The 1685-nt window shown below is 56.3% G+C and carries 1 rRNA gene; it reads left to right on the top strand.

What is annotated here, in order from left to right:
* A 23S ribosomal RNA gene (locus ACAW75_RS26080) occupies positions 1-1685 on the top strand; the annotation flags it as partial.

Raw genomic sequence — 1685 nt, 5'->3', positions numbered from 1 at the left:
GGGCATCGATAATAAACGGGCATCAAGCACATCACCGAAGCGGTGGATCAGACAGGTAACTGTCTTGATGGTAGGAGAGCATACTGCGGGGGGTGAAGTTGAGGCGTGAGCCTTGGTGGACCGCGTGGTAGAGCAAATGTAGGCATAAGTAACGAGAATGAGGGTGGGAACCCCTCACGCCGTAAGACTAAGGGTTCCCGGGCGACGCCAGTCAACCCGGGGTTAGTCGGGACCTAATGGCTGAGCGAAAGCGGAGGTCAGATGGACAGCAGGTTAATACTCCTGCACTACCCAGCAGTGCGATACACTGACAAATTGATGGAGAGAGCGCGTCCTGCGGGAATAGGGCGCTGAGCGGCGGCTTCGGCCAAAGCGAGAGCTCAAAGTTGGTTTCAAGAAAAGGTGTAGAAGCTCTAGCTGTTGGGTACCCGTACCGTAAACCGACACAGGTAGTTGGGGCGAATAGCCCAAGGCGCACGAGAGAATCATGGCCAAGGAACTCGGCAAGATGACCCTGTAACTTCGGGAGAAGGGGGGCCTCCTCAGCAGCAATGCTGAGAGGTTGCAGAGCAAAGGCCCAGGCGACTGTTTACCAAAAACACAGGACTCTGCCAAATCGAAAGATGACGCATAGGGTCTGACACCTGCCCGGTGCTGGAAGGTTAAGGGGGGGGCTTAGGGGTAACTCGAAGGTCTGAACTGAAGCCCCAGTAAACGGCGGCCGTAACTATAACGGTCCTAAGGTAGCGAAATTCCTTGTCGGGTAAGTTCCGACCTGCACGAATGGTGTAACGATCTGGGCACTGTCTCAGCCATGAGCTCGGTGAAATTGTAGTAGCGGTGAAGATGCCGCTTACCCGCCACGGGACGGAAAGACCCCGTGCACCTTTACTACAGCTTAACATGGGCGGCTGGTTGCTGATGTGTAGGATAGGCGGGAGGAGTTGAAGCGGTGTCGCTAGGCATCGTGGATCCAACCTTGAAATACCGCCCTTTAGCAATTGGCTGTCTAACCCGTTGGGGGACAGTGTTTGGTGGGTAGTTTGACTGGGGTGGTCGCCTCCGAAAGGGTAACGGAGGCTTCCCAAGGTTTGCTCAGGCCGGACGGTAATCGGTCGTGGAGTGCAATAGCAGAAGCAAGCTTGACAGTGAGGCAAACAGGCCGATCTGGTACGAAAGTAGGGTATAGTGATCCGGTGGTGCTGCATGGGTGGGCCATCGCTCAAAGGATAAAAGGTACGCCGGGGATAACAGGCTGATCTCCCCCAAGAGCTCACATCGACGGGGAGGTTTGGCACCTCGATGTCGGCTCGTCACATCCTGGGGCTGGAGAAGGTTCCAAGGGTTCGGCTGTTCGCCGATTAAAGTGGCACGCGAGCTGGGTTCAGAACGTCGTGAGACAGTTCGGTCCCTATCTGTGGTGGGCGTGGGATGATTGCGGGGATCTGACCTTAGTACGAGAGGACCGGGTTGGACGCACCGCTGGCGGATCGGTTGTCGTGCCCGCGGCACGGCCGAGTAGCTACGTGCGGATTGGATAAGCGCTGAAAGCATCTAAGTGCGAAACCGGCCCCAAGATGAGTCATCCGTTCATAAAGGCTGTGGGAGACGACCACGTTGATAGGCGGCAGGTGGAGGGTCAGAAATGGCTGGAGCCGAGCCGTACTAATGAGCCTGTCAGGTTA

The organism is Fibrella arboris, from assembly GCF_041321095.1.
GTDB lineage: Bacteria > Bacteroidota > Bacteroidia > Cytophagales > Spirosomataceae > Fibrella > Fibrella arboris.
The sequence above is the reverse complement of the archived record's forward strand: the minus strand, read 5'-3'. Positions and strand labels throughout refer to the sequence as shown.